Annotated in this window: 9 protein-coding genes; 6 read left to right on the top strand and 3 right to left on the bottom strand. The window is 67.0% G+C overall.

The genetic code is table 11. The features are described 5' to 3' along the window. Positions 1-15: 15 nt before the first annotated feature. Both BJ970_RS31435 and BJ970_RS31430 read left to right on the top strand, forming a co-directional pair. The gene (locus tag BJ970_RS31435) at positions 16-1,356 is read left to right on the top strand and encodes an MFS transporter (RefSeq protein ID WP_184730973.1); all 1,341 of its coding nucleotides are present in this window, start codon (positions 16-18) and stop codon (positions 1,354-1,356) included. Between the two features lie 36 nt (positions 1,357-1,392). Continuing rightward, complete coding sequence (locus BJ970_RS31430; protein ID WP_184730971.1) at positions 1,393-2,406, top strand: NAD(P)-dependent alcohol dehydrogenase; 1,014 nt, start codon at positions 1,393-1,395, stop codon at positions 2,404-2,406. 53 nt (positions 2,407-2,459) lie between these two features. Here BJ970_RS31430 and BJ970_RS31425 read toward each other — a convergent pair whose 3' ends face one another. Genes BJ970_RS31425 through BJ970_RS31415 form a run of 3 tightly spaced genes read right to left on the bottom strand, consistent with a single transcriptional unit; the run spans position 2,460 to position 4,306 of the window. Continuing rightward, positions 2,460-3,308: an SDR family NAD(P)-dependent oxidoreductase gene (locus tag BJ970_RS31425; protein ID WP_184730969.1), complete on the bottom strand. Its 849-nt coding sequence runs from the start codon at positions 3,306-3,308 to the stop codon at positions 2,460-2,462. 27 nt (positions 3,309-3,335) lie between these two features. After that, positions 3,336-3,701: a DUF6114 domain-containing protein gene (locus BJ970_RS31420; protein WP_184730967.1), complete on the bottom strand. Its 366-nt coding sequence runs from the start codon at positions 3,699-3,701 to the stop codon at positions 3,336-3,338. Beyond that, positions 3,701-4,306: a DUF6230 family protein gene (locus tag BJ970_RS31415; protein ID WP_184730965.1), complete on the bottom strand. Its 606-nt coding sequence runs from the start codon at positions 4,304-4,306 to the stop codon at positions 3,701-3,703. Before BJ970_RS31415 ends, BJ970_RS31420 begins: the two co-directional genes overlap by 1 nt. A gap of 367 nt (positions 4,307-4,673) precedes the next feature. Here BJ970_RS31415 and BJ970_RS31410 point away from each other — a divergent pair, with 367 nt between their 5' ends. From BJ970_RS31410 to BJ970_RS31395, 4 genes are all read left to right on the top strand, one after another. Beyond that, the gene (locus BJ970_RS31410; RefSeq protein WP_184730963.1) at positions 4,674-12,143 is read left to right on the top strand and encodes a type I polyketide synthase; all 7,470 of its coding nucleotides are present in this window, start codon (positions 4,674-4,676) and stop codon (positions 12,141-12,143) included. A gap of 318 nt (positions 12,144-12,461) precedes the next feature. Next, positions 12,462-21,074 (top strand): collagen-like triple helix repeat-containing protein, encoded by an 8,613-nt coding sequence (locus tag BJ970_RS31405; protein WP_446689110.1) that lies wholly within the window; start codon positions 12,462-12,464, stop codon positions 21,072-21,074. A 59-nt stretch (positions 21,075-21,133) separates the two neighbouring features. Next, positions 21,134-21,796: a transcriptional repressor LexA gene (gene lexA, locus BJ970_RS31400; RefSeq protein WP_184730959.1), complete on the top strand. Its 663-nt coding sequence runs from the start codon at positions 21,134-21,136 to the stop codon at positions 21,794-21,796. Positions 21,797-22,053: 257 nt separating this feature from the next. Further along, positions 22,054-23,148 (top strand): LLM class flavin-dependent oxidoreductase, encoded by a 1,095-nt coding sequence (locus BJ970_RS31395; protein WP_184730957.1) that lies wholly within the window; start codon positions 22,054-22,056, stop codon positions 23,146-23,148.

Here is a 23,148-nt window from a genome sequence, read left to right as displayed (position 1 = left end):
CCATTGAGGAGCACCATGGCCACGCACAACGCTGATCGGCTCACCAAGAGACAGGTGCGCGTCGTCGCCCTGTCCTCGGGCGGTGGCTTCGTCGACGGCTTCGACCTCATCATGCTCGGCAGCGCGATCGTCCTGATCACGCCCGCGTTCAAAATGGGACCGTGGGAAGTCGGGCTGCTCACCGGGGCCGCCTACGCCGGTGCCTTCATCGCCGCGATCGTCGCCGGTTTCCTCACCGACCTTCTCGGACGACGCGCGATCTTCATCGCCAGCCTGGCGCTGATGGCGGCGGCGTCGGTCCTGTCGGCGGTAAGCCCAGCGTTCTGGTTGCTCGTGGTGGCGCGATTCCTGGTGGGGGTCGGCATCGGCATGGACCTGCCGACATCGGGAGCGATGACCGCCGAGTTCGTGCCCGCACGGGTGCGCGGCGCGGCGTTGGCCTGGTGGCAGCTCGCCTGGACAGTGGGCGCGTTGGCCTGCCCGGCCGTCGCTGTCGCGATGCTTCCGATCGGTGACGAAGCGTGGCGGTGGATGCTCGGTTCCTGCGCTATTCCCGCCCTGGCGATCCTGGTCATGCGGCATTCGGTTCCGGAGACCTCGCAGTGGCTGGCCGCCAAGGGCCGCACCGCCGAGGCCGAGGAAGTCAGCCGGTGGGCCGGGATGGACGCGCCGGTCGCCGAAAAGCTGGAAGGTTCCCAAATTCAGCGCAGCCTCGCGCTGTTCACCGGCCCGTACCGGCGGAACATCGTCGTGCTCTCCGTCCTGTGCATCTGCGGCAGCATCGCGTCGCTGTTCCTCGGCTCCTACTCTGCGTTCCTGGCCAGCTCGCTCGGAGCCACCACCACCCGCGCCGCGATCCTGTTCGGCATGGTGATCTGGGCGGCCTATTTGCTGGGCAACATCGTCAACATCGCCGTCACCGACCGCGTCGGCCGCAAGCCGCTACTCATCGGCGGCGGCGTGATCACCACGATCGCGCTGGTGCTTGCCGCCCAAGTCGGTCTTTCCAAAGAACACGTCGGCACCATTTTCGTGATCCTCGCGGCCGGCGGGTTCAGCTACTGGTGCGGAGTGAACCAGGCCATCTGGCAGTACACCGCGGAGTTGTTCCCGACGTCGGTGCGCGGAACCGCGCGCGGCTTCACCACCGGCTGGACACGGTTCGCCGCGGTGCTCAGCAGCGTCTTCACCCCGATCCTGATCAAAACGATCGGCTTCTCCGCGGTGATGCTCGTGTTCGCCGCGTTCGCGCTCGGCATCATCGTGTGCGGCATCCTGCTTCCCGAGGTAAAGGGCCGCGATCTGGCCGAAATCGCACCCGAGGGGCGCGAAGCCGTGCTGGCCGAAAAACAATAGCCGCCGCCTGACAGACTTCTTAGGAGATGCCCCAGCATGTACAACCAGGCTGCGGTGCTGCACGCCCCGCACGATCTCCGCATCGAGGAACGTCCGGTGCCCACCCCAGGACCACGGGAGGTGCTCATCGAGGTCCGGGCGGTCGGGATCTGCGGCTCCGATGTCCACTACTACGAGCACGGTCGAATCGGCGACTTCACCGTCACCTCCCCCCTCGTGCTTGGCCACGAGGCGATGGGTGTGGTCGTCGGTCACGGGCCCGGGGCGTCCCGCCACGCCGCGGGGACCCGCGTGGCCATCGAACCCGGTGTGCCTTGCGGCCGGTGCACGGAATGCCGCACCGGCCGCTACAACCTCTGCGCCGACGTCGCGTTCTTCGCCACCCCGCCGGTCGACGGCGCATTCGCCCGGTACGTCACCGTCAACGAGGACTTCGCCCATCCCGTCCCCGACCAGGTTTCCGACACCGCGGCCGCCTTGCTGGAGCCGTTGTCGGTCGGGCTGTGGGCCGTCGGCAAAGCCCGGGTAGGCCCCGGCGACAGGGTGTTGATCACCGGCGCCGGACCGGTCGGGCTCCTGGCCCTCCAAGCCGCCCGTATCGCCGGGGCAGGCCACGTCGTGGTCACCGATGTCAACCAGCACCGGTTGAACACCGCCGCCGCACTCGGCGCGGACCGAACCCTGCGACCCGGCACCGACCCGTTCGACGACATGCGCGCCGACGTGCTGCTGGAGTGTTCCGGAGCCCCTTCCGCAGTGAGCACCGGGATCCGGGCGCTGCGCCCGGCCGGCACCGCAGTGCTGGTCGGCATGGGCCCCGGCAGCGATATACCGCTGCCCGTCGCACTGATCCAGAACCGCGAAATCACCGTCACCGGAACTTTCCGCTACGCCAACACCTATCCCGCCGCGGTCGCCCTCAGCGCCTCGGGCCGAGTGGACCTGGACACGCTGGCGACCGGGACGTTTCCGTTGGCCGACACCGAAATCGCACTGCAAGCCGGCCGCAGCGACCCCACCACGATCAAACCCGTTGTCATACCGGCATAACCGTCACTTGGGGCGATGGGAAATCGACGTGCCGATTTCCCATCGCTCGGGCGTCAGGCCATGTGGCGGTGCGCCGTTGTGGCGACCCGCGAGGCGATGTCCTGGCACAGGCCCGCCGCTCCATCGATGAGGGGGATCCACCGCGGGCCGATGTTGCCGCGGCCGCGGACGATGGCGGCGCAGACCAGGTTCGCGGCGTCGTCGAGGTGCAACGGCGGCAGTCGGCGCAGATGCGCGGTTGGGGCGCTCATGCGGGTGTCGACGAATCCCGGGTAGACGGTGGCGAGTCTGATGCCGTCTTGGCGCAGTTCGGCGACGGTGCCGCGCAGCCAGATGTCGAAGGCGGATTTCGATGCCTGGTAACCGGCCCAGCGCGGCCAAGGCGGCAGCCGGGTTGCGAACGTGGCGACGTTGACCAGGAGTCCGCCGCCATGTGCCCGCATGAGCGGCAGCAGCCCGAGGGTGAGCTTGACGGGGCCGAGGTAGTTGATGTTGATCAGGCTTTGGTGCTCGTGGAAGCGGTCGTAGGAGTCGTGAATCGCTCGCCGGACGGATTTGCCCGCGTTGCTGACGAGGATGTCGACGCGGCCAAACTCGTCGCGAACGTATTTGGTGAGGTTGTCGACCTCGTCGAAGTCGGTGAGGTTGGTGCGCAGCGCGATCGCCGCGCCGCCGTCGGCCGTGATCTCCGCGGCAAGATCGTCCAGGTGGTGCTGGGAGCGTGCGACCAGGACAACGTGCGCTCCGGCGGCGGCGAGTTTCCTTGCGGTGGCGCGGCCAATGCCGTGGGACGCTCCCGTGACCAGGACGGTCTTGCCGGTGACGGCGCGCGCGAGCCCGCGTTCGTTCACGCGCCGGTACCCGTAGAACAACCGGGAAACCGTCCGCTTAGCCACGCCCATGGTCGTCCTCCTGAAGCCTTTCGGTCATCATTTTTCGATCGCGCGCCAGGACACCGCCAGCGCCCCGCCGATCAGCGCCAGCACCATGCCGATGAGGAATCCGCCCAGGTTCGTCGTTACGTACGAGGTGAAGGCGAGCGCGATGATGCCCGCGCCCAGCAGGTTGTGCCGCCAGGGCTTGGTCCACAGCAGGATTCCGCAGCCCACGAGCGCGGCGGCCACGAGAAGCGAACCGATTCCCGGACCGCCCTGGATGAGAATGAACCGGACGCTGAGCACCGGAACGACCGCGAGTTCCATACCCGCGAACAGCGTCAGCAGGCCGGCGAGGAAGGGCCGGGTGGCCCGCCATTGGCTGAACGCGGTCACCGAGTCGCCGATTCCGCGAGCCATCAGAAGCATTCCTCGGCGCCGTAGACGACTTTGAATCGCATGTCGGTCAGATTCATCGTGCCGACGGCGAGGGTGTTGGTCTTGACCCGCAGTTGGTCGATGGACACCGAATCGGCACGCTGAAGGATCCCACCGATGGCGCCGGGGTCCTCGTGGCCGGGCGGGCGCGGTCCCAGGTGCAGCTCCCGGAAGGTGGTGTTGCCGGCCAGGTCGGTCAGGTTCAGTGCCAGATTTTTCACCGTGACCGGTGCCTGTTTGCCGGCGGTGATGCGGACCGTGACAGGTCCGGCGGGGCTGGGGATCACGACGGATTCGCATAAGCCGCGTATCTCGGCGGATACGACAGTGGTGACGCCGACCGGCAGGCGTCCGTCGGGGGTGTTCTCCAGCCGGGGGATCTGCAGGAAGCCGTCGCTGTCGAAGCGCTCCGCGGAAACCTTGAACGGCAAGCCGGAAAGGTTGAACGAGACCGGCAGCGCGGAAGTCGCGGTGAGTACCAGCAGAACCCCGGTGGCGAGGAGGTTCGCGAATAGAACCATGGCGAAGCGCGCTTTCCTGGTGCGTCCCGGCCGCGCGGGTTCCTGCTCTCCGGATGCATCGGTCATTCCCGTGCGCCTTTCCCGTAGACGAATCCCCTATGCCGAATCCCGTATGACGAAACGAAGGACGATCACGCGAAAAGTCATGCCTGTTCGGTGCGTGCGCAGTCTAGGGAGGCGACGGCGATGCCCTTCGATCGGGCTAATGATGCTCGGATCAACATATTCAACTTAGTGAATACAAACGTCTCGCGTTGCCTGTCGCCGTCGTGTGAATGTTGCTCACGCTTGATCCGGAGGGTGCTAGGGTGACGCCCACGTTTCTCTTTTCGGCTTCATGTTTGCGTTTTCGGGCGGTCGCTGCCGGGTGTGTCCTTGCTGGCCGGTGACGATCACTGCCGGCAATGAATAGTGCTCGCTAGAAGGGCTTTGAATGCGTCACGCTGCTGAAACTGCTTCGGATGCCTTGGCCGTGGTCGGAATGTCCTGCCGGTTGCCGGGCGGGCTCAACAGCCCGGACGAGTTCTGGTCGGCGCTGCGGGCCGGGCGCGATGTCATCGGCGAGCCGCCACCGGGGCGTTTCGATCCGGAGCGGTTCCTGGACGCGGACCCGCAACGCCCCGGGAAGACGTACACCTTCGCCGGCGGGTACCTGGCCGACATCGCAGGATTCGATGCGGAGTACTTCGGGATCTCGCCGCGTGAGGCGCATCTGATGGACCCGCAGCAACGCCTGCTGCTGGAGATGACCGCGGAAGCGTTCGATGATGCGGGGATCGCGCGGTCGCGGGTGGCGGGGTCGGACACCGGGGTGTTCGTGGGCATGTCGGACCTGTCGTACGCCGCGCTGCAGCAGTCGGTGCCGCGCGTCATTTCGTCGCACAGCATGAGTGGTGCGGCGCTGTCGATGGCAGCGAACCGTCTTTCCTACGTCTTCGACTTGCGTGGGCCGAGCATGACGGTGGATACGGCGTGTTCCTCGGCGCTGGTGGCGATGCATCAGGCTTGCGAGGGCCTGCGGACCGGCCGGTTGGGGCTGGCGGTGGTGGGCGGGGTGAACCTGCTGCTCAACCCCTACAACTTCGTCGGGTTCTCGAAGGCGACGATGCTGTCGAAAAAGGGGCGGTGTGCGTCCTTTTCGGCCGAGGCGGACGGCTATGTGCGTGCCGAGGGCGGCGGTATCGTCGTGCTCAAGCGCCTGTGCGATGCGGTGGCCGACGGGGACCGGGTGCACGCGGTGGTGCTGGGCAGTGGCACCAACGCCGACGGAAGGGCGAGCGGAGCGCTCGTCCCGGCGGCGGAAACGCAGGCGGCGCTACTGCGCGGGGTGTATGGCGGTTTCGGGATCGACCCCGATGATCTGGTGTACTTCGAGGCGCACGGCACCGGCACCCCGATCGGTGATCCGGTGGAGTGCGAGGCCATCGGCCGGGCGCTGGGGACTCGCCGCGGTGCGGCCCTGCCGCTGGGGTCGGTGAAGACGAATCTGGGGCACCTCGAACCGGCCTCGGGAATCGCCGGTGTGCTCAAGGCGGTGCTGGTGTTGCGCCACGGCACCATCCCGGCCTCGCTGCACGCCGACCCGCTGGATCCGGCGATCGACTTCGACGGCATGGGGCTGGAGGTGGTCCGCGCCGCCCGCCGGGTGGACGTGCGGGAGCGCTCCGTGGTCGGCGTGAACAGTTTTGGTTTCGGCGGCGCGAATGCGCACGTCATCCTCGGGGCCGCGCCGAACGCCGCCGCAGCCGCGTTGCCCGCGGATCCGGCGACCCGGCCACTGCCGCTCGTGGTCTCCGCTCGGACGCGGGAAGCTCTCGTGGCGGCGGTAAAACGCACCGCCGAACGACTGGACGCGACGCCGTTTGCGGAGTTCTACGACGCCTGCTACACCGCCGCCCGACGGCGTGAGCAGCACCCGTATCGCGCCGCGGTGCTCGCCGAAACCCCTTCCGCGGCAGCCGAACTCCTCTCGGCGCTGGCCACCGACGACGCGGCACCCGGGTCCGGGCCGGCCAGCACGGGTAAACGGGTGGCGTTCGCGTTCGCCGGGAACGGAACCCAGTGGGCTGGGATGGGTGCGCAGCTGTTGCGCGAGGAACCCGTTTTCGCTGTGGCCGTCCGCGAGGTGGACGCCGCACTGGCTCCGCTGCTGGGCTGGTCGGTGGCCGAAAAGCTGGCCGCCACGACGGAGCCGGCGGCGATGACGGCCACCGAAGTCGCCCAGCCCGCGCTGTTCGCACTCCAGGTCGGCCTCGTGGCGCTGCTCGCCGAGTACGGGGTGCGCCCGTCGGCGGTGGTGGGTTACAGCGTCGGTGAGGTCGCTGCCGCCCACGTATCCGGCGCGCTCGATCTGGAAACGGCGGCTCGGGTTATCGTCGAACGCAGCCGGATTCAAGGACGCACGGCGGGACAGGGCCGGATGGCCGCGATCGGCCTCGGTGCCGAAGGCGCCCGGGAATTGCTCGCGGCCTACGGCGGCCGCCTGGAGATCGCCGGGATCAACGCCGCCGACCACGTCACGATCTCCGGGGACGGTGAATCCCTGCGCGCCCTCGCGACCCAACTGTCCGAGAGCGACGTCTTCGTACGCGAACTCGATCTGGATTACGCGTTCCACAGCCATGTCATGGACCCGACCGAGACCGACCAGCGCGGAGCACTCGCTGATATCGTCGCGTCGCGCACTCGCGTACCGCTGGTGTCCACAGTGACCGGTGCTCCGATCGAAGGGCCGGAGCTGACCGGCGACTACTGGTGGCGCAACATCCGCCAGCCGGTCCGTTTCGCCGCCGCGGCCCGGCATCTCGTCGAGCAAGGCGTCGATACCGTGGTGGAGATCGGCCCGGACGCCGCACTCAAGCCTTACCTGCGTCGCGCCGGAGCCACGGCCGTTCCGACGATGACCCGGTCGGCAGCGGGCGGGGACGCGGTGCGTGCCGCGGTTGCGACAGTGATCGCCAACGGCGTCGAGATCGACTGGTCCGGCTACTTTCCGCTCCCGGGCCGGGTGGTGGACCTCCCCGCGTACCCGTGGCAGCGGGAGCGGTACTGGCAGGCCGAGCCGAGCATGTGGCTGCGGTCGGTAGGCGACGGGAACACGGTCCACCCACTGCTGGGCGACCGAGTTCCGGTAGCGGAACCCACCTGGCACAACGAGATCGAACGAGCCCGACTGCCCTGGCTGGGCGACCACTTGGTCGACGACACCGTGGTAATCCCGGCCGCCGGCTACATCGAGATGGCCCTAGCCGCCGGACGGCAGCGGTTCGACTCCGCCGCCGAGCTGGACACTCTGGACATCCCGACCGCATGCGCGCTGCCGTGGGATTCCGAAATGGACATGCGGCTGCAGACCTCTTTGTCCGATGAGGACGGCGTGCTGCGGATAGCCAGCCAGAGCGACTCGAAAAGGGAGTGGCGTCTGCATGCACGCGGGCGCGTGCGCCCAAGAATCGGGCGCGCTCCCAACGAGATCGACCCAACCGCGTTCCGCGAGTCCGCGGCCACCCGCATTGGCGGCGACGAGTTCTACGACCGGTTGGACGCCACCCGCCTGAGCTGCGGCCCGACGTTCCGGCTGCTGCACGAACTGTGGACCGTCGGTGACAAGGTCCTGGCCCGCTACTCCCACGACCTGCCCGACAACGACTTCGAGGCCCACCCCGCGGTACTTGACGCCGCCCTGCAAGCCGGGGTGCCGTTGCTGCCGGGGATGAACGAGAGTCCAGGCGCGGCCGCACGGACCGCATACCTGCCCATATCGATCGGCCGCGCCCGGGTGTGGGCCCGACCGACGCCGCACGGATTCATTCATGTGCGGCTGCGTTCAAGAGTTCCGCGCGAGGTGTGCTGGGACGTCCTCGTCACCGACGAATCCGGCCAGGTGACCGTGGAAATGAGCGAGTGCCGGGTACGGCGGGTCGGCACGATTGCCGACGGTCGTCCCACCGAACTCGTCACGGTGCCGTTGGCCGCACCGCGCCACGGACAAGAGATCGAGGCGAGCGCACTCCCGGAGCCTTCCGAGGTCCTGACCGGTGCCGAGGAGGCGATCGCCGAGCTGCGGGCCACGAAAGGCACGCAGGTTCGTGCGGTCCTGCCGCTGATCCGTCGGTTGTCGGCGTGCTGTGCAGTGTCGGCGTTTCGGACGCTGCTCGGCGACCGCTCCGAGTTCGCTACGGTCGACCTGATGGAAGCCAGCGTGCTCCCAAAGTACGCGAAGCTGGTTGACGTGTTCGTCGGCATCGCGCGGGAGCATGGACTGGTGACCTCGGCCGGCGCGGGAACCTGGCGCATCGTCGAAGCCCCCGCTCCCGAACCGGTGCTGGCCGAGGTCCTTTGGCAGCATCCGGACGACGCCGCGGCGGCCATGCTCTACGGCCGGTTCGGCCTGCACCTGGTGGATATCCTGTCCGGTCGCAGTGACCCGCTGGATCTGGCTTTCCAGGACAGCGGCAGCGAAATCATCGAGTGGTTCTACGAGAAGGCGTCGTTGCCGGCCTTCTACAATGGAGTCGCCCGCGATGTGGTCCGGTCGATCGCCGAAACCATTCCGGCGGATCGGTCGTTGCGAATCTTGGAGGTCGGCGCTGGGACGGGCGGCACCACTTCGGCCGTCCTGCCGGTGGTGCCATCCGATCGCACGTCGTATGTGTTCACCGATGTCTCGTCGTCGTTCTTCCCGCGAGCGCAGGAACGGTTCGCCGACCACGGTTTCGTCGACTACCGGCAGCTGGATCTAAACCAGGACTTCGGCGAGCAGGGCTTCGCGCCCGGTCAATTCGATTTGATCATCGCCTCCAACGCGCTGCACGCCACCACGGAGCTGGGTAGTGCGCTGCAACGGCTCGGCGAACTGCTGACCGACGGCGGGCAGTTGCTCGTCTACGAGGCACACGACACGTCGCTTTTGGCGCTGGCCTTCGGACTCTTCGACGCGTTCTGGGCATTCACGGACATCGACCTGCGTACCGCCTCGCCGCTCGTCGCGGCAGACCGGTGGCCGTCGCTGCTGCGCGAGTCCGGCTTCGACGATGTCATCCAGATCGGTCTTACCGACGATGAGGAACCCGAGTCCTCGGTGCTGCTGGCCAGAAGGCGGCGGGACGCTTCCCCTGCACGGACGCGCCCGGCCGGGGACGGCGTCACGCGCTGGCTGATCGCCGCCGAGAGCCCGGCCGATGCCGACCTGTTCGTGAAACTCGGCCGGGAACTGGCTGAAGCCGACTGCGTCTCGGTTGACCAGGTCGAGATGAGCACCGACTCGGACGTGTGGTTCGACCTGGTTCCGCCCGGCGAGGGCCCGGTAGACGTGGTGCTGCTGTTCGGTGCGGGCGAGTCCGAGCCGGAGGACATCGTGCGGTCCGCAGCGGTGATTCGCGCGGTGGCCGACGCGGCCCAACGAGTGGACGCCGAGGTGACGTGCTGGCTGGTCCTTCCCTCCGCCGAGGTCGAGATCGGATCAGGAACGGTCGAGCCGGTGTCTGCGGCGGTGTGGGGTATGGCGCGGTCGGTGGCCAACGAGTCGCACTGGATGGAGCTCAACCGGATCGCGCTGGAACGCGGAACGGATTCGGCCGCGGACGCAAGACGGTTGAGCGTCGAGCTACTCGATCCCGACGACGAGGACGAGATCATGCTGACCCCACGGGGGCGGTTCGTCCCGCGCCTGAGGCAACGACCGGCCGGGACACTCCCCGTCGGAGCCGACACGGACCGGCCCTACACGTTGGCACTGCGTGACCAGGGCCTGTCCTACCGCCTGGCTTGGGTCGAAAGCACTGCCCCCCGACTGGGACCGGACGAGGTGCTGGTGGAGGTCCGGGCGGCCGCGCTGAACTACCGGGACATGATGGTGGCCGTCGGCCTGCTGCCGCCGGTCGCCGAAGCCGAGGGCCACATCGAGTCCGAGCAGTTGCTGGGCTTGGAGTGCGCGGGCGTGGTGTGCGAGACGGGTTCCCAGGTGACCGATCTGCGGGTCGGAGACCGGGTATTCGGGATGACGGTCGCGGCGTTCGGGTCGCATACGGTGGCCAGCGCGCGGTCGGTGGCGCGGATCCCGGAGGGGATGTCCTTCGCAGCGGCGGCGACGATCCCGATCGCCTACCTCACGGTGCACTACGGGCTTGGGCATCTTGCGAGCCTCGCACCGGGGGAGACCGTATTGGTGCACGGTGCGGCCGGTGGGGTCGGCTTGGCGGCCATCCGGTTCGCCGAACTGTGCGGGGCGAGGGTGATCGCCACGGCGGGATCCCCGGCCAAGCGGGACTGCCTGCGGATGCTCGGGATCCGGCACGTGCTCGACTCACGCAGCATGGAATTCGCCGACGAGGTCCGGGAGATCACCGGTGGTCGCGGCGTTGACGTGGTGCTCAATTCGCTCAGCGGGGACGGCATCGCGCGCGGCCTGGAGGTGTTGGGCACCAACGGCAGGTTCGTGGAACTCGGCAAGCGCGACATTTACGGCAACAGCCGGATGCTCATGGGCACGCTGCGGAAGAACATCAGTTTCTTCGCGGTGGACATCGGCAATCTGCCGTTGGGCCGCCCGGACTTGGCGGCCGATCAGTTCGCCGAGGTCGCGCGTCGCCTCGATGCCGGGGAGTACCGGCCGCTGCCCCACCAGTCGTTCGCCGCCGCCGGCATCGACGACGCATTCCGGTTGATGCAGCACTCCCGGCACGTCGGCAAGCTCGTGGTCTGCTTCGACGAACCCGTGCCAGTGGAACGAACCGCCCTACCGAGCCTCGCCCCGGACGGTACGTATCTGGTCACCGGTGGGCTCGGTGGGTTCGCGTTCGCGGCGGCACGTCGACTGGCCGAACGCGGCGCCCGGCACCTCGCCCTGGTCGGCCGACGGGGACCGGCCACTCCTGGAGCCGAGGAAAAGGTCGCCGAACTCGCCGCGCTCGGCACCGAGGTCTCCGTGTACGCCGCCGACGTCGCCGACCGCGACGCCATGCGCGCGGTGTTTCAACAGATCGACGACGGCGGGTACCCAGTGCGTGGCGTCGTGCACGCCGCGATGCACCTGGACGACGAGATCCTGATCGACCTCGACGATGATCGCTTCCGAGCCGTGCTGTCACCGAAGATCGGCGGTGGGTTGGTGCTCGACGAACTCACCCGTGGACGTGACCTCGACTTCTTCGTCGTGTTCTCGTCCGGCTCCGTGGCGATCGGCAACGTCAAGCAGAGCGCGTATGTCGCTGCAAACGCCGCCCTCGAAGCCCTCGTCCGCGTCCGCCGGCGGCGTGGTGAGCCGGCACTGGCGATCCAGTGGGGCGCCATCAGCGACGTCGGTTACGCTGCGCGCACCGGGATATCGGTGGCGTTCGAGCGATTCGGCATAGGGACCGCGACCGCACAGGAGGCGCTGGACATCTTCGACCGGCTGCTCGGTTGTGACGACCCGGTGGTCACCGTGGCGAACTTCGAATGGGGACAGGCAAGCGAATTCCTGCCCGTGCTCAAAGCACCCCGCACCGCCGGTCTGCTGCCGCCGGAAATCGAGGGCACCGGCTACCGTGTCGACCAACTCGTCGAGCGAATTCGGGCGGAGTCCGTCGAAGCCCGTCGCCGGTTGGTGGACGACACCCTGGCGCAACTGGTCGCGGTGGTCCTGCAGACCACGCCGGATCGGCTGGACCGAAACCGATCATTGGACCAAATGGGCATGGACTCGCTGATGGCGATGGAACTTCTGCTCAAGGCACGCAAGCAGTTCCAGGTGGACATTCCGCCGATGGCGCTGGCCAGCAGCGTCGGAACCATCAGCGGCATGGGGCGCATCATCCTGGATCACCTCGGCTTCGGCGTCGCGACCGAGCCCGGTGAACCAATGAACGGAACCGGGACGGGAGACGAGCAAGGCCCCGCAGCCACGACAATGTCCCGCGAATGACACCCTCTCGACAGCGGTTTCCCGGCTAAAATCGGGGAATTCCGGCACCCGGCGGACTACGAGTCATGCGTGTCCGCCGGGGCGGCTGGTCGAGCTGATCAAGCGTTGCCGCCCAGCTCGCGAGGCGCGCACGCTTCTTAATGTGCAGGAAAGGAATTTCTTCCCTTTTTTCCGGATTTCGATGGCTGAACGCGCATGGTCATCGGAAGAGCGGCGTGCGTGGTTCAACGGGGCCGTAGGGCGGGCTCATACTACGGTGCGATGGTCGTTTCGGCCTAGTCCGAGTGTGAGCCGAGTGGGTGTTGTTGCGTGTCGGTAATGGTGCCGGAGGAGGTGAGGCGACTTTTTCAGGTCTTGACCGGTGAGGACATGACGGATGCGGATGAGGATGCGTTGTTCGCGGTGGCGGAGCGGTTGGAGCAGGGTGCGGCGACGGTGGAGGTGTTGGCACCGGTGGTGGGGGAGGTGGTGGGACGGGTGCGGGGTGGGTTTTCGGGGAAGGCGGCGGATCGGTTCGCGGAGCGGTTGGAGGGGTTTTCTTCGGTGTTGGAGGCGGGTGGTGTGGGGTTGCGGGAGTTGGCGGGGTTTGTGCGGAATTTGGCGTTGCAGGTGCAGTATTTGAAGTTTGTGACGGTGGGGGGTTTGCTTCTGTTGTTGGCTGAGGTGGTGTGGGCGGTGGCGATGGCGGGGGTGACGGGTGGGGCGAGTATGGCGTGGTTGGCGGCGCGGTTTGTGGTGATGCGGTTTTTGTTGTCGCGGTGGTGGGGTCAGTTGTTCGTGCGGTTGGCGGTGGCTCAGGTGGTGGGGGTGGGGTTGCAGTTGGTGGTGGAGGTGGGTGCGCAGGGGGCGCAGTTTGCGTTGGGGACGCGGAAGAAGTGGGATGGCCAGTTGACGGGGATGGCGGTGGGGGTGGGGTCGTTCAGCGCGTTGTTGGCGGTGCCGTTGTCGGTGCTGGGCAGTGTGGTGGGTAATGCGATCACCAAGGTGTTGGTGCGTGGTTTGGGCGATGAGATTGATGCTGAGGTGCTGGCAGCGGCGGCGAAGCATGCTGTGGAGGAGCACGCGCAGCTGTATCCGGTTTCGTCGATGGCGCGTTTTGCCCGTGTGGTGTCGAAGAATATTGAGGATTACACGGGTATGTCGGTGCGGGCGATGTGGGCGGCCCGGTTCGGTCACGGGCTGGGCGAATCGCTGGAAGAGGGCCTGACCGAAATGCTGGGCGAGGCGGGGTATGGCGCGCTGAGTGGTCAGGGGGCGCAGTGGAATCCGTTCTCGTTCACCGCCGGGTTGTCGGGGGCGGTGGGCTCGGGTATCGGGAACCTGACGGGTCTGACGTTGCGAGGCCAGTTGATTCCGGCGGGCCGGGCCCGAGACACCACCAGCGAGAATGAAAAGTCCGACAGCACGGAGTCGGATACGGCCGATTCGTTGCCGGTCGACCCCGAAAAAGCGCTGGCGGGTGACCCGACCGGCGTATCGGATGGCGGCGTGGTCGGCGAAGATGCGGCGGTTTCGTTCCGGACCAGGGCTGTGCCGTCGGGTGGCCCGGTGCCGGGGGCTTCGGTTCCGGAGCCCAGTGTTGCCCCGTCTGCCAGTGTTGCCCCGCCTGTCGGGCAGTTGCCTGGTGGTGGGCCAAGGGATGCGGATGCCGGTGTTGCGGTAGGTGAGGACTCCAGGACCGGCGTGTCTGAAAAGCCAAGGGATACCGGGGCGCTGTCGTGGCTTGATGGTGATGCAAAGGCACCGGATGTGCTGCGGGCCCACGATACGCCGGTTAAGCCGCCACCCCCTTACATCCCGCCTCAAGGTGACGACCACGTCCGAAGTGATTCGCCGGGTTACGACGGTGCTGCCAGCGTACGGGATTCCCTTCCCGCTGCGCCGCCGCCGGCGTACAGCTCGGTTGCTGGTGGTAATGACCACGCCGGTCCTGGCGGGTCTTCTGTGCGCGATCACGATGAGTCGGTGGGGAATTCGGCACCCTTGCCGAGGTCGGGTTCGCTCGACCAGGACGGCTTGCTGGTCGAAGATGGTGGGGCTACGGAGGGGAATTCCCATGCCGATCTGCCGCACGAGCATGTCGGTACTGGTCCGTCCGGTGTGGACAGTTTGAGTCCTTCAGTGGAGGGCGTGCGGGGGGCAGAGGCTGCGTCACCCGTGCTCGCTTCAGTCGCGGACAAGCCTTTGACGGGTGCGACCGATGTGCCCGGTGTGTATTCGGGCAGCGCGGTATCGGAGACGACTTCTCCCTTGGCAGGGGTCATTCCGGGCTCCGACGGCGGCGGGGCAGCGGCCGGTGTGGCGGGGTGGACGGAGTCGGACCTGCATCGGGAGGTGGAACGCGCCAAAACGGTGGGCACACACCGTGGTGTGGCGGTGCGGATCGTGCAGGGCACGCATGATGTGGTGGCGTTGGTGCGGGGCGATGCCGGTGTGTCGCTGGATGATGTGGTGGCTTTGGTCGCGGCGCGGGTTGGCGAGGTCAGTCGTGATAATGCCGTGCGGTTCTCCCGGGAGTTGGCGGCCCGCCTTGGCACAGAGGGGACGGGGTTGGCCGTCCACGCCGGTGCGGGGCCGGACCCGTTGGCGGATCTCCCGGGGTTGGAGGAAGTTGCCGACGCCGGTCAGCGCGATGACACGACGGCGGAGTCGGTGGATATTCCGATGACATGGGGGTTTGATCCGGCTGCCGCCGAGTTGGTGGATGACCTGGGGTCGTGGTCGGTCGATTGGCAGACCGTTGAGCAGGCGTGGGTCTCGGTAGGGGACGAGGTCGGCATCGGGCAATCGGGTGGCGTGTCGGCGGAAGGCGGCACGGTCGCAGGTGTGGCCGGGCGATCTGCGGATGCTCCTGGTGGCGTGCCTTCAGGTGTGGGTGTGGCGGGGGGCGCATCGGTAGGTGAAAGGAGCGAGAGAAACCGGATTCGCATCGATGATCCGGTCGATGGCGGTGTTGTGCGGGGGCCTGAGGAGCCCGCTCGATCTGGGGTGGATCAGCAGCAGGTGATGTTGTACGAGGACGTCTGGGCCGAAGTGCGTCGCGCTCGTGACGCGGGCCAAACCCACACCGGTGAGACGTTGGGCGCGAAGTTCGGCCGGACCGCGGCGTGGGGTCGGTCCCGGCTTGCGGAGTTCAGGAGGAGGGAGGGCGGTAAGACCCGGACACAGTTTATTACGGAGCAGCGGGATGCGGAGTTGGAGCCGGTGTGGGCGGAGGTGCGTCGTGCTCGTGATGCGGGTCAGCCCTACACCGGTGGGACGTTGGCGAAGAAGTTCGGCAAGAGCAATTGGTGGGGTAAGGAACGGCTTGCGGAGTTCAGGAGAGCGGAGGGGGAACAGAATGCGGAGTTGGAGCCGGTGTGGGCGGAATTGCGTCGTGCTCATGACGCCGGTGAACCCCACACCACCCGGTCGTTGGCGAAGAAGTTCGAAAAGAGCGGGGGGTGGGCTGCGCAGCGGATCGCGGAGTTCAGGAGGCGGGAACCGGATATGAGCCGGGCGCAGTTGGTCGCCGGGCAACGGGAGGCATTCTCAGCGCAGGTGTGGGCGGAAGTGAGTCGCGCTCATGACGCCGGTGAACCGCACTCCGGTGCATCGCTGGGCGCAAAATTCGGAAAGAGCAAGTCGTGGGGTAGGCAGCGAATTGCGGAGTGGAAGAGGCGGGAGGGTGGTCGGTCAGCCCAACCGGCGGAGACGGTAACGGCACTAGCGGCCGATGCCGGTGCAGGGTCGGCTGAACACGCTGAGGATCCAGCATCGCCCTTGCGGGATTTGGTGCCGATTGATCAGATCGAGGACGAGGGTTCGCTGGGTCCCAGCTGGGATGTGGCCGACGACGACGCGGGTGCTGCCACGGTCACGCGTGCCTCGGCGGCGGATGTGGATGTGTCCGGCGAGCGTCCTCGGTGGGGCCTCGGTACTGGAGGGACAGACTCGGCCGTCCACACTGGCGGCGTGCCGGATTCGCGGACGAGCAATCCGGTTGCCGAGCAGGCGGCCGCGAGCGAAGGGCTTGGTGGCATGGCTGCCGAGTCGGCGGGTGGTTCGGTTGAGCCGTTGGGGTCTCGGCCGGAGGGGACGGAGCCTTCAGCTGGAGGGGTGGCAGGGCCGGCCTCGGTAGGTGGGAGCAGTGGGCGAAAGCGGCGTCGTGTCGGTGATCCGGGCGATGGCGGTGCCGTGCCGGGTTCTGCGGGGGCAGCTGGTCGGCGTGCGCCTCGACCGGATGATTATCAGCGGAACGAGGAGTTGGGCGTGTGGGACGAGTTGCGTCGGGCGCAAGAAGCGGGTCATCCCCACACCGGTGAATCGCTGGCGCAGGTGTTCGGCATGAAGGCGAGGTGGGGTTACAAGCGGATTGCGGAGTTTCTGGCGCAGGAGGGGGGTGCGAGTCGGAGGGAGGTGGTTGCGCAGCAGCGGGATGCAAAGTTTGCGGAGGTGTGGGCCGAGTTGCGTCGCGCACAAGAGGCGGGGCAGCCCCACACCGGCCAATCGTTGGCGGAGAAGTTCGGGAAAAGCAGGTCGTGGGGTAATAACCGGCTGGTGGAGTTCAAGGCGGAGGGCGGGCAGAGTCGGGCGGATGCGGCCAAGCGTGAGCGGGAGGCGTTGTTCGAAGCGGCGTGGGCGGAGCTGCGTCGGGCTCGTGACGCCGGTAAGCCCCACACCGGTGGGTCGTTGGGGAGGGCTTTCGGGAAGGGCGCGACCTGGGGTTCGGAGCGGCTAGCGGAGTTCAGGGCGCGGGAGGAGGGTGCGAGTCGGGTGGATGTGGTTTCGGGGCAGCGGAATGCGGAGTTGGTGGCGGTGTTGGCGGAGGTGCGTCGGGCTCATGATGCCGGTGAGCCGCACACCGGTGAGTCGTTGGGGAATGTGTTCGGCAGGGACGCGGCGTGGGGTTCGGAGCGGCTTGCGGAGATCGGCGCGCGCGAGGAAGGGTTGAGTCGGGCGGATGTGGCTGCGCGGGAGCGGGAGTTGGTGTGGGAGGAGCTGCGTCATGCTCGTGATGCGGGTCGTCTTCACACCGGTGAGTCGTTGGGGACGCTATTCCGCAGGAGCGCAGTGTGGGGCAGGGACCGGCTTCTGGAGTTCAGGACGCGTGAGGAGGACCTGAGTCAAGCGGATGCGGATGGCCAGGAACGGGAAGAGGTTCCGGAGGCGTCGCGGTCTGAAGGTGATGTCCCGGCGGCTGCGGATGTGGCTGAAGCCGAGCGGTCGCGGTTGGTTTCGAACTTGCAGGGATTGATGGGCTCGTTGCGCGGCCTCTTGATTGGTGCGCCGCAGGCGTATCGGCCCGGTTTGCGTCAGCGGGTCGCGGACTGGTCGGCGCGGATGGAGCGGGGCGAGCTGAATGGCGTGGAGTTGGAGAACTTGCGTAGGCGGGTGGGGCAGGCCGCGGAGTTGGTGGAGCGGGTGCGAGGTGAACGGTCGGCCGCTGGGTCGGCTCCCGTCATCGGGACGCTGCGGCAGGCCCATCTTGAGGCGGCGATTCGCGAAACGTCCGGCTTAATGGCGGCGGCTGAGACGATGCCGCGGCAGGTGGAACCCAACGTTGTCGAGCGATCTTTCGCCCTTGCCGAGACGGGCCTGCCGGCGCGGGAAAGGCCGACACCGGCGAGGGTGGCGGAGTGGACGGACTCGCATCTTCGTAGCGAGGTCGAGCGAGCCAAGGCGGTGGGCGGCCCTCGTGACCCGGCGGTGCGGATCGTGCAGGGCACGCATGATGTGGTGCAACTGGCGCGCGGGAACACTGTTGTTTCGCTGGATGATGTGGTGGCCCTGGTCGCGGCGAGGGTTGCTGCGAATGGCCATGATCAGGCGTTGCGATTTTCCCGGGACCTGGCCGTCAAGCTTGGTGTGCGGGGGACGGCGTTGTCCGTCCGCGCTGGGGCGGGTCCGGACCCCGGGACCGATGTCCCGCAATCGGAAGAGTATGCGGGGAGCAGACAGGCTGTTGGCAGTGCCGCTGAGTCGGCGCTTTTGGGATGGTCCAGCGGTGTTGGGTGGGGTACCGGACTGGAGATGACGGCGGCGGAGGATGTGTCGTTCCTGGGAGCCGGTTTCCACCTCGGGGCCGGCGGTGAGCAGTATGCGGGCCCGGGTGCGGCGGGATCGTTGGTGTCCATTGAGGACACTACTCGCGGTGTTGCGGGAACGGCTTCGATTGCTGAAAGCGGTCGCCGTAAGCGGCGGCGCGCCGACGCATCGGTCGGAGAGGGGGCTGCGCGCAGGCTTGCGTGGCCCAGTGACCAGGCGGGTGAAGCGGCCGAAGGACTTCAAGGTGTGCAGCTGTTGCAGGAGGCGGCGCGGGTGGCGGCGCGTCGTGCTCGTGATGCAGGTGAGCCGTACACCGCTGTGGCGTTGGGGGAAGCGTTCGGCAGGAGTGAAAGGTGGGGTGCGGCGCGGCTTGCGGAGATCAGGAATGAGGGTGGTGTGAGTCGGCAGGAGTTGGTTGAGCGAGAGCGGGAGGCGGCGCGGGTGGAGGCGCGTCGTGCTCGTGACGCGGGTGAGCCCTACACCGCTGTGGCGTTGGGGGACAGGTTCCAAAGGGGTCTGAAATGGGGTGCGGCGCGGCTTCGGGAGATCGGGGATGAGGGTGGTGTGAGTCGGCAGGATTTGGATCGGCAGGACCAAGAGGCGGCGCGGGAGGCGGCGCGGGTGGAGGCGCGTCGTGCTCGTGACGCGGGTGAGCCCTACTCCGCTTCGGCGTTGGGGGAAGCGTTGGGGAGGAGTGAAAGTTGGGGTGCGGCGCGGCTTCGGGAGATCAGGGACGAGGGCGGTGCGAGTCAGCAGCAATCGGATGATCAGGAGCAGCAGGTGCGGGAGGCGGCGCGGGTGGAGGCGCGTCGTGCTCGTGATGCGGGTGAGCCCTACTCCGCTTCGGCGTTGGGGAGGCAGTTCGGTAAGGGCAAGACTTGGGGGCGGCAACGACTTGCGGACATCGCGGATGAGGGTGGTGCGAGTCGGCAGGAGTTGGGTGAGCGGGAGCGGGAGGCGGCGCGGGTGGAGGCGCGTCGTGCTCGTGACGCGGGTGAGCCGTACACCGCTGTGGCGTTGGGGGACAGGTTCCAAAGGGGTGTGAAATGGGGTGCGGCGCGGCTTCGGGAGATCGGGGATGAGGGTGGTGTGAGTTGGCAGGATTTGGGTGAGCGGGAGCGGGAGGCGGCGCGGGTGGAGGCGCGTCGTGCTCGTGATGCGGGTGAGCCCTACACCGCTGCGACGTTGGGAAACGAGTTCGGGAAGAGCCAATGGTGGGGTGCGGCGCGGCTTGCGGAGATCAGGGATGAGGGCGGTGTGAGTTGGCAGGATTTGGGTGAGCGGGAGCGGGAGGCGGCGCGAGCGGAGGCGCGTCGTGCTCGTGACGCCGGCGAGCCCTACACCGCCGCGACGTTGGGAAACAAGTTCGGGAAGAGCCAAGGGTGGGGTGCGGCGCGGCTTCGGGAGATCGGGGATGAGGGTGGTGTGAGTCGGCAGGCGTTGGATGAGCGGGAGCGGGAGGCGGCGCGGGTGGAGGCGCGTCGTGCTCGTGACGCGGGTGAGCCCTACACCGCTGTGGCGTTGGGGGACAGGTTCCAAAGGGGTGTGAAATGGGGTGCGGCGCGGCTTCGGGAGATCAGGGATGAGGGCGGTGTGAGTGGGGCGATATCGGGGGATCCGGAGCAGGAAACTGCTGCCGCGCCGCAGCCGGCTTCCGAGTTTGATTCGCCGGCATTCGGAGAACGGCCCCGGGGTGATGTGCCGGAGGTGACAGCGGCTGAGCGGTCGCGATTGGTTGCCGACTTGACGATGTCGGTGGATGCCCTGCGACGGATTCTGTCCGATGCGCCGGCGAATTATATGCCCGAGTTACGGCAACGGGTTGCCATGTGGTCGGCGATGTTGGCGCGGGGTGGCTTTGATCGCGTAGAGCCAGCGGACCTGCACAAGCGAGTCAACGATGCTCGGGCGTTGGTCGAGCGGATAGGTAACGAGGTGCGGTCGCAACTCGCGCCCGCGGCCCAGCGGCAGCAGTTGGTTTCTGAGTTGATGGCATCGGTGGATTCGCTGCGGCAGCTTCTGGTTGATGCCTCGGCGCCTTATGAGCCTGAATTGCGTGCACGGGTGGAGTACTGGTCGGACGTCGCGCAGCAGCATTCCCGCCAGAGTTTGGATGTAGTGGCATTGCGGAACGAGGTGCAGGCCGCTGCCGCTGCTGTCGCGATGGTGCGGCAGACGCGGCGTGATGTTGCGCTGCAGGAGATAAATGCGTTGCTGGGTGCGGCTGATGCGGCGTTGCGGGAGGTGATGGATCGGCAGGGGCCTGATGTCGTGGCGGGATTGTTCGCTGGTGCCGATGAGGTGCTGGGTGTTGGAGCGGCGGAGCCGTTTCGGCTGGCTATGGCGTATCAGCTATTGCGGGCTCCGGACGATCGGGCGGCAGCTGAGGCGTTGCGGCAGCGACTGCGCGGGTACCTGGACGTGACCATGAATGTGACTGCGGCTGCGAGATCGGAGGTGGGCGGTGGTGGGTTCCTTCCGCAGCCGGGCGGTGCGGTGTCGGCGGTGGAAACGCCCAGCAAGGCAAACAGCCTGGATGCTGACGACGCTGCTATGGAGCGGGAGCGGCGAAAGCTGTTGGAGCGGCTCTATCGGCTGGCGGATGTCGGCGATGATGACGGGGCAAGCGGTGCTGGTGTCATGAACCGAGCGGATGCGCAATCTCGGCTCGACGCGGCTGTCGAGAAACGTTCGACGGAGGGCGCCGGGCGCGTTTCTCTCGGCTGGAGTGGGGGACAACGCCGTCGGTCTTGGCCTATTCGTACGTGGCCGAATGAGACCGGCTCGGCTGGGAATCCCGGTCCGGCTGGAAAACCCAGCCCAGCTGGGAATCCCGGTCCGGCTGGAAAACCCGGCCCAGCTGGAAAACGCAGTGGCTTGCCCTACCGGGGAACCGCCGAATGACGCATCGACGGTGCGGGCCGGTGGCTCAGTGGCCAGCGTCTACCTCTACCATTCCAGGGGTGGGCGCCTATGACGATCTTGATCAGTTCGAGCACTTGGACACCTCGACCTTGCCGCTGCGCCAGCAGCGAATCCTGGCCGCGATCCGCGATTGGGTGGTCAGGTACGGGTATTCGCCGAGCACGCGGCAGATCGGAGATGCTGTCGGCCTGCGGTCATCGTCGTCGGTGTCGAAGCACCTGACGAGTTTGGAGGAGAAGGGTTTCCTGCGGCGTAGTACTACGATGTCGCGACCGATCGACGTGCGCGTCTTCCTGCAACCGCCCTCGGCGCGGGAGTCTGGCGATGACTCGGTGCCCGTGCCCGTGGTCGGCGATATCGCCGCGGGAAGCCCGATCTCGGCAGAAGAGCACGTCGATGACATGCTGACGTTGCCCCGCGAACTTACCGGGCGAGGTCGCGTTTTCGGTCTTCGGGTGCGTGGTGACTCGATGATCGACGCCGCCATCTGCGACGGCGATATCGTTGTGGTGCGACAGCAATCCGAGGCACATTCGGGACAGATCGTCGCCGCGATGATCGACGGGGAGGCGACCGTCAAGGTGTTCCGTCGCCGCAACGGCCACGTCTACCTGGAGCCGCGCAACCCGGATTACGAGGTCCTCGACGGCGATACGGCCGTTGTGCTGGGCAAGGTCGTCTCGGTACTGCGAAGCGTCTGAAGCCCCGGTACACCCGCCGAAGGCCCGCCGGGACTTTCGCAACCGGACCAGCATTCGGGGTGCCAGTACTCGGCTGGCGGGCCGAGCGTAAATCGCCAATCTGGGTGAACCGGCACTCCCGTATTTCGTTGGTAGAGCTCATCATGCCCCCGTCGATCGGCGCCCGGGACGAACCGCGTGCTTCCTTGATCGCGTCGAGGAGATCACCGGGCGTAGGATCGCCCTGCGGAAGATCAACTCCTAGGAGGAGCTAAGACATGGTCAAGTCCTGGGTTTTCGACATCTTCAACTATCCCTACGGTGCCGATCCCGAAGCCTTCGACCCCGCCAAGGCTCAAGAACTCTACGACTGGCACTTCGACTCCTGGCTCAAGCTCGAAGAGCTGGGTTACGACGGGCTGTTCTTCAGCGAACACCACTTCACCGCCTACAACGTCAGCCCCTCGCCGAATCTCCTGGTTGCCGCGCTTGCCAAGCGCACCAGCCGGATGCGCCTCGGCGTCATGGGCAACATCATCCCGTTTCACAATCCGCGCCGCCTCGCCGAGGAAATCGCCATGCTCGATTACCTCACCGATGGGCGGCTCGAAGTCGGCCTAGGCCGTGGCGTCGACGAGCAGGAGTTCGTCAAGGAAGGCGTTTCGATGCCGACCACGCGCGGGTACTTCCAAGAAGGCATCGAGCTCATGCACAAGGCATGGCGGCAACCGGTGTTCAGCCACCACGGCGAGCACTTCAACTACGACGGCGTCACGATCTGGCCCCGGCCGCTCCAGCAGCCCAACCCGCCGGTCTGGCTGCTCACCCTCAGCCCGAGTACCATCGAGTTGTGCGGCACCCAGGGCTACAAGTGCACGTCCGCTTTCCAGACCGTGGAGAAGACGAAGGAGGCCTTCGATCTCTACCGCCGGGCGGCCGACAAGGCCGGGCATAAACCGGGCGCCGACGACTTCGGCCTGATGCGCAACGTCTTCGTCGCCGACACCGACAAGGAAGCACGTGAGATCGCCGAACCGGCGCTCGAAGTGCTCTTCGGGCTGTTCCGGGACGCTGCCATCTTCAAGGATCTCGACAACCTTCCGGCCGGCTACGAGTTCTACTCCTCGTTCTTCCGCCCATTCGTCGGGACGGGACACACCGATTGGAACGCGCTGATCGAGGCGGGCATTATGTGCGTCGGTTCGCCGTCCACGGTTCGGGACCAGCTGCTCTCCCAGGCTCGGGCGCTGCAGTGCGGGAACTTCTTCTCCTGGAATTCGTTCGGCCACCTGACCCCCGAACAGACCATCGGCTCGTACGAGCTTTACGCGAAGGAGGTCATGCCCGCGCTGCACGAACTCGACCTCGACTGA

Origin of the sequence: Saccharopolyspora phatthalungensis, from assembly GCF_014203395.1 — a bacterium.
Lineage (GTDB): Bacteria > Actinomycetota > Actinomycetes > Mycobacteriales > Pseudonocardiaceae > Saccharopolyspora > Saccharopolyspora phatthalungensis.
Note: the sequence above shows the minus strand (reverse complement) of the source record. Positions and strands in the feature narration are given on the sequence as shown.

Excerpts from the sequence above, each read along its gene's own strand:
- BJ970_RS31435 (WP_184730973.1), top strand. The coding sequence starts at position 16 with ATGGCCACGCACAACGCTGATCGGCTCACCAAGAGACAGGTGCGCGTC.
- BJ970_RS31430 (WP_184730971.1), top strand. The coding sequence starts at position 1,393 with ATGTACAACCAGGCTGCGGTGCTGCACGCCCCGCACGATCTCCGCATC.
- BJ970_RS31425 (WP_184730969.1), bottom strand. The coding sequence starts at position 3,308 with ATGGGCGTGGCTAAGCGGACGGTTTCCCGGTTGTTCTACGGGTACCGG.
- BJ970_RS31420 (WP_184730967.1), bottom strand. The coding sequence starts at position 3,701 with ATGGCTCGCGGAATCGGCGACTCGGTGACCGCGTTCAGCCAATGGCGG.
- BJ970_RS31415 (WP_184730965.1), bottom strand. The coding sequence starts at position 4,306 with ATGACCGATGCATCCGGAGAGCAGGAACCCGCGCGGCCGGGACGCACC.
- BJ970_RS31410 (WP_184730963.1), top strand. The coding sequence starts at position 4,674 with ATGCGTCACGCTGCTGAAACTGCTTCGGATGCCTTGGCCGTGGTCGGA.
- BJ970_RS31405 (WP_446689110.1), top strand. The coding sequence starts at position 12,462 with ATGGTGCCGGAGGAGGTGAGGCGACTTTTTCAGGTCTTGACCGGTGAG.
- BJ970_RS31395 (WP_184730957.1), top strand. The coding sequence starts at position 22,054 with ATGGTCAAGTCCTGGGTTTTCGACATCTTCAACTATCCCTACGGTGCC.